Annotated in this window: 5 protein-coding genes; 1 reads left to right on the top strand and 4 read right to left on the bottom strand. The window is 35.2% G+C overall.

Going from position 1 to position 5,058, the window contains the following annotated elements:
• Nucleotides 1-871, bottom strand: an 871-nt coding sequence (gene coaBC / locus MVY38_RS02315) for a bifunctional phosphopantothenoylcysteine decarboxylase/phosphopantothenate--cysteine ligase CoaBC (RefSeq protein ID WP_297483153.1), incomplete at its 3' end; no start/stop codon positions are given.
• 170 nt (nt 872-1,041) lie between these two features.
• Between coaBC and MVY38_RS02320 the strand changes: the two genes are divergently transcribed.
• The gene (locus MVY38_RS02320; RefSeq protein WP_297483156.1) at nt 1,042-1,845 is read left to right on the top strand and encodes an HDOD domain-containing protein; all 804 of its coding nucleotides are present in this window, start codon (nt 1,042-1,044) and stop codon (nt 1,843-1,845) included.
• 193 nt (nt 1,846-2,038) lie between these two features.
• Here MVY38_RS02320 and glmU read toward each other — a convergent pair whose 3' ends face one another.
• The 3 genes from glmU to MVY38_RS02335 form a co-directional block, all read right to left on the bottom strand.
• A complete protein-coding gene (gene glmU, locus MVY38_RS02325) occupies nt 2,039-3,343 on the bottom strand; it encodes a bifunctional UDP-N-acetylglucosamine diphosphorylase/glucosamine-1-phosphate N-acetyltransferase GlmU (protein ID WP_297483158.1) in 1,305 nt (434 codons plus the stop codon).
• Between the two features lie 50 nt (nt 3,344-3,393).
• Nucleotides 3,394-4,062, bottom strand: a complete 669-nt coding sequence (locus MVY38_RS02330) for a phosphatase PAP2 family protein (protein ID WP_297483160.1) — start codon at nt 4,060-4,062, stop codon at nt 3,394-3,396.
• Nucleotides 4,059-5,058: glycosyltransferase family 39 protein (locus tag MVY38_RS02335; protein ID WP_297483163.1), on the bottom strand; the 1,000-nt coding region annotated here is incomplete at its 5' end. The genes MVY38_RS02335 and MVY38_RS02330, both read right to left, overlap by 4 nt.

The following is a 5,058-nucleotide window of genomic DNA, read 5'->3' on the forward strand; positions in this document are numbered from 1 at the left end:
TAATATGTATATGCTCATCTCGTACAAGTGTTGCTTTTGAGAGTTTTCCTTTTTTTGCAATGCGTACGGAATCGGTGAGATACTCCAGCATCTCTGCTGTGCTTGCAACATCAATTTTGTGCATATTCTCAGGTAAATTTTCATCAAACCTTGTAGCAATAAGGTTTACATCTGCACCTTTTAAGTAGAGTGCAGTAGCGAGAGCTGACGCCATTTTTCCACTTGAAAAGTTTGAAATATAGCGCACTTCATCTATTTTTTCTACCGTTCCTCCCCCTGTAATGATAACTCGTCTATCTGTCCAGTATTCTTCTTTTAGGAGTTCTCTACTTGTTTGGTAGAAGATATTTAGAGCCTCTGCCATCGCTCCATCGCCTATGGTCTTACAAGCGAGCTCTTTTGTTTGTGTCTCTAGTATTGTGTAATTGGCAATGCCAAGCATTTTAAGGTTTGCCTGAGTAATAGGATTTTGGAGCATATTTGTATTTGCCGATGGTGCTAGTATTTTCATACCGCTAAAGGCAAGGGCAGATTGGAGTAAAATGTTGTCTGCTATTGCATTTGCAAGTTTTGCAATGGTATTTGCAGATGCTGGAGCAATGACCATAATATCTGCCCATTCGCTGATTTTAATGTGGTTATGTTCATTTGCCCAAGACTCATTGGTATCATCAAGCACGCTGTTTGATGAGAGTGTCTCAAATGTAAGAGGGGTTATGAATTTTTTTGCAGCAGGAGTCATTACAACTTTTACTTCTGCACCTGCTTTTACGAAATATCGTAAAAGTTCAAGAGATTTGTAAATGGCAATGGAACCTGTCACGCCAAGGAGAATCTTTTTGTTTTTAATCAAATCTGCCGGTATATTCATAGTAGCTCCCTCGTTTATCTGTTTGTATTTTATCAAAAAATTCTTAGCCTTTACAAAAATTGTTACTAGAGTAAACATATTTGTAAGGTTGTCTCAATAATTGGAACTATAAATATTAAATTTTATATCTATGCACTAAAATTAATGCAACATAAACAAAGGTAATAAATATGACAAAAACTCTTTTAGCAAATATTGACAATATTCCACCGCTTCCAGAATCAGTACAGGAAGTTGAGCGTGTTTATAATAATTCAGATTCTACACTTGATGATATGCAAAAGGCAATAGAAAAAGATCCGATTCTTACAGCAAATATATTGCGTTTAGTGAACTCTCCGGCGTATGGTCTGAAACATCAAATCACTGATCTTAAGCAAGCTGTTTCTCTTCTAGGAAAGGATACTATTAGAACATTTGCATTAGGAAGTGTTTCTAATGATTTTGAGATAAATCTCTCACCATATGGTATGACAAAAGAGCAGTTCGCAACTGCCTGTGACAAACAGCTCTCTTTAGTTGTAAATTGGCTTCGTAGAACTGAAGGACAAAACCTTTCTCTTTTAGCTCCTGCAGCATTTTTAGTAGATTTAGGACGTGTAATTATTTCTAAAACACTACTTGAAGATGATAAAGCTGACATTATAGAAAAAGCACTTTTAGCAGGTGAAGACATTTCCAATGCTGAAAAAACTGCCTGTGGTGCACAAACGACTGATGTTACAGCAACACTTTTTCATAGATGGAATCTTGACCCTGAAATAGTACATATTATCCGTTATAGCGATGATCCAGAAGGTGCAACACCTGATGAGCAGAGAATGGCAGCAGAGTTAAAAGCTGTTCGTGAAACTGTTATGCCAAATGGTGAGATAACTGATGAATCGATTGCTACGGCAAAGGACACAATAGAAGAGTTTGGACTTGATATGGCAAGTTATGAAAAAGCTCTTGAAAAAGTGATGGACGCGTAGTCTTTTGATATTTGATCCACAAAAAAACGAGATGTTTGGAGCAAAAACAGTCTCGATTTTTATTGTTGTTATGCTAATTATTTACTATGTTGTATGGAGATTTTTTTTGCAAGAGGGTCATCCCTCTGTGCAACAAGAGATTTCTTCTTCTAAAGAAGTGCAGCATGTGCACACTTTAAAGGGAAAGTGAAATCTACTTTTTACCAAAAAATTTGTAGTAGAAGTTTTTAATAGTTTTGAGTTTTGTTCGGCTAAGAGCCAGTGAGCCTTTCTCAACTGTGCCACTTGTTACTGTAGTGCCTGCTGCTATCATTACATCATTTTCGATGGTGAGAGGTGCTACAAGTTGTGAGTCAGAACCAATGAAGACATTTTTACCAATGATGGTTTTGTACTTTTTAATGCCATCATAATTGCAGGTAATAGTTCCTGCACCTATATTTGTTCCCTCATCTATCTCTGCATCACCTAAATAGCTTAGATGTCCTGCTTTTACGCCTTTAAGTGTCGATTTTTTTACTTCTACAAAGTTACCGATGTGTGTATCTTCTATATTTGAGAGTGGACGAAGATGTGCCATAGGACCACAATCTGAGTTTTTCATAATGCTATCTTCTACAATACTACCTGATTTTATATGTGAGTTAATGATATGAGAATTACCTGTAATACGGCATCCATTTTCAACTATACACTCTCCTTCAAATGAAACACCTTCCTCGATATATATAGTCTCTGGAAGTTGCATTGTTACACCTGCTTGCATCCATCTGTTTCTAATGCGTCTTTGCATAATAACTTCTGAATCAGCTAAATCTTTTTTAGAATTTACACCCTTAAAATGCTCTTCATCAACAAGAATTGGTACAACAGTTCCCTCTTCCTCTTTTACCATAGCTACAACATCTGTAAGGTAGTACTCTTTTTGGGCATTGTCATTGCTTAGTTCTGGAATGTATCTCTCTAAAATTACTTTTGAAAAAGCATATATACCTGCGTTTACAGTTGTTGTATTGAGCTCTGCTTCATCGGCATCTTTTTGCTCAACTATATACTCAACACGGTCATTTCTAATAATAACCCTGCCGTATCCGTCTGGATTTTCAAGATCAAATATACTCATAATTACATCAGCTTGTATCTCTAAAAATCCATGAAGTGCCTCCGCTGTAATGAGTGGCATATCACCATTGAGTACTAAAACTTTGTCGTTTTTTGGTTTTACATTCATCATAGCACCACCAGTTCCTGGAAACTCATCGGCATCTTGTACTACAAAGTTGATGTTGTCAAAGTAACTGCTGATCTCTTTCATAACAGCCTCTTTTTGATGTGCCACAACGATGGAGATGTCATCAGAAATCTTTAATGACTCTTTGATGATGTGATAAAGCATAGGCTTTCCACTTATGGAGTGAAGAACTTTTGCCTTGTTTGATTTCATACGACTGCCTTTTCCAGCAGCTAAAATTACTATACTTATATTGTTTTTTTTCATTTATCTATTCCTCTGTTGATTTATAGTTTATTCTTGTGACATTGTAACATTTATTTTTTCAATTTATTACGCATCTTATCGTAAATAAAAAGAGTTGCAAGTATGCCGACAACAGTTCCTGCCATTATATCGCTAATAAAATGGTCACCTGCTAAAATTCTTCCACTTGCAAAAGAGATTCCTAAAATTATCCAAAGGTACAAATAACGGGGAAAGAGTAGATACATAACTGTAAATGTGGCAGCAATTGTAACAGTATGCCCTGATGGAAAGGAAGCATAAGTGCTTGGATGGTGAAACATTGTAATATAATGGTATTTTAACTGTGCAAAAAACCCTTTGTCATAGTGTTGAAAGAGTAAAAACCCATACTCCTCGGGAGAATAGTGCAATCCTTTTGGGCGTACTCTTGAAAATATCCATTTGAGCAGGATGCTTACAAGACCTGAAAAAACATTTGCGTAAAAAAGAAAGAGAAATCTATTTTTATAAAGCTCATTATTCTTAACATATTTAAAAAATAAAAATCCTAAAAGACCAGCCCCAATATACCATTGTGACTCTCCTGTAAGACTTAAAAGTTTTCCAAAATGGTGAAATATTTCTCGATGCAGGTAGAAGTAATCAGCAACAGGTTTATCAAAAAAATTGTAACTAATAACTACGAGAGGAAGCACAATAATGAGTACTGTAAAAAACAGTTTTTTAGTTAATCTCATTTAAGCCCTTGAAAATTTTTACACATTACTAAATGAATAGTATTGACTTTATGGTTTGAAATATTGATGTCAAAGCTCTCTATCGGGTAGACTTTGTCACATTTCATAGTTGAAGCTATATCTTTATGGAAAAAGTGTGTGTTGATGATTATCATATCTTTTCCTTTTTTGTGCTTATCTTCCCAAAAGTCAAATTGATCTTTTCTCTTGTCAAGGAGATAAACTTTTGAAGGGTATTTGTGATTGTAAAACATAGCACGAGAGGCAAGTGTCCAGTTTGTAACAGCTAGTGCCTCTTTTTTATCATTAGTTATCACTGCATTTGCACGCTTCATAATTTTATTCCAACCATAAATATCTCTATGAATTGATTGATAATTTGGTTGAGGAATGAATTTGAATACAAGTTCTGCATAGGCGAGTAGACTAATGAAAAGTCCAAAAATAATGGCGTATTTGACATATTTTTTAGAAATATCAAAGATATAGTAAGTGCCTAATGGAATAAAAAGTAGATAAAAAAGTGCTGACCAGTGAGGTAGGGCAGTCTTGTAGAGTGAAGCATAGGTGAAAAATGAGATAAGTGTTAAACCAAACAGTCCAGAAAGAAAAATGGTGTCATTTTTGCTAAAAAATGATTTGTATAGTCCATAAAAAGCTAAAGGAACGAGTAGAGGATTATATGCTCCAAATTGTGTTGCAAGAGATTTAAAAAAACCACCCCAATGGATATGTTTGCTCCCAACAACATGAGAGCTTTGGTAGCTAAAACTAATCCAGTCATGTTGGATATTCCAATAAAGAACTGGAGAGATAAGGACAAGCGCAATGAGTATAGTGAGTAAAAGTTTGGGTGAGTAAAAGAGTTTAAACTCTTTTTTTATTAAAAAATAGAGAATAATAGGAATAATAAAAAGCACTGCTGTATATTTACTGAGTCCCGCAAGTCCCAGCAAAACACCGAGAATAATCCAATTTTTTGTAGAGGGCTCTTTC

This window comes from Sulfurimonas sp., assembly GCF_027056685.1.
Classification (GTDB): Bacteria; Campylobacterota; Campylobacteria; order Campylobacterales; family Sulfurimonadaceae; genus Sulfurimonas.

Coding starts and splice junctions, on each gene's coding strand:
- MVY38_RS02330 (WP_297483160.1), bottom strand. CDS start 4,062: ATGAGATTAACTAAAAAACTGTTTTTTACAGTACTCATTATTGTGCTT.
- glmU (WP_297483158.1), bottom strand. CDS start 3,343: ATGAAAAAAAACAATATAAGTATAGTAATTTTAGCTGCTGGAAAAGGC.
- MVY38_RS02320 (WP_297483156.1), top strand. CDS start 1,042: ATGACAAAAACTCTTTTAGCAAATATTGACAATATTCCACCGCTTCCA.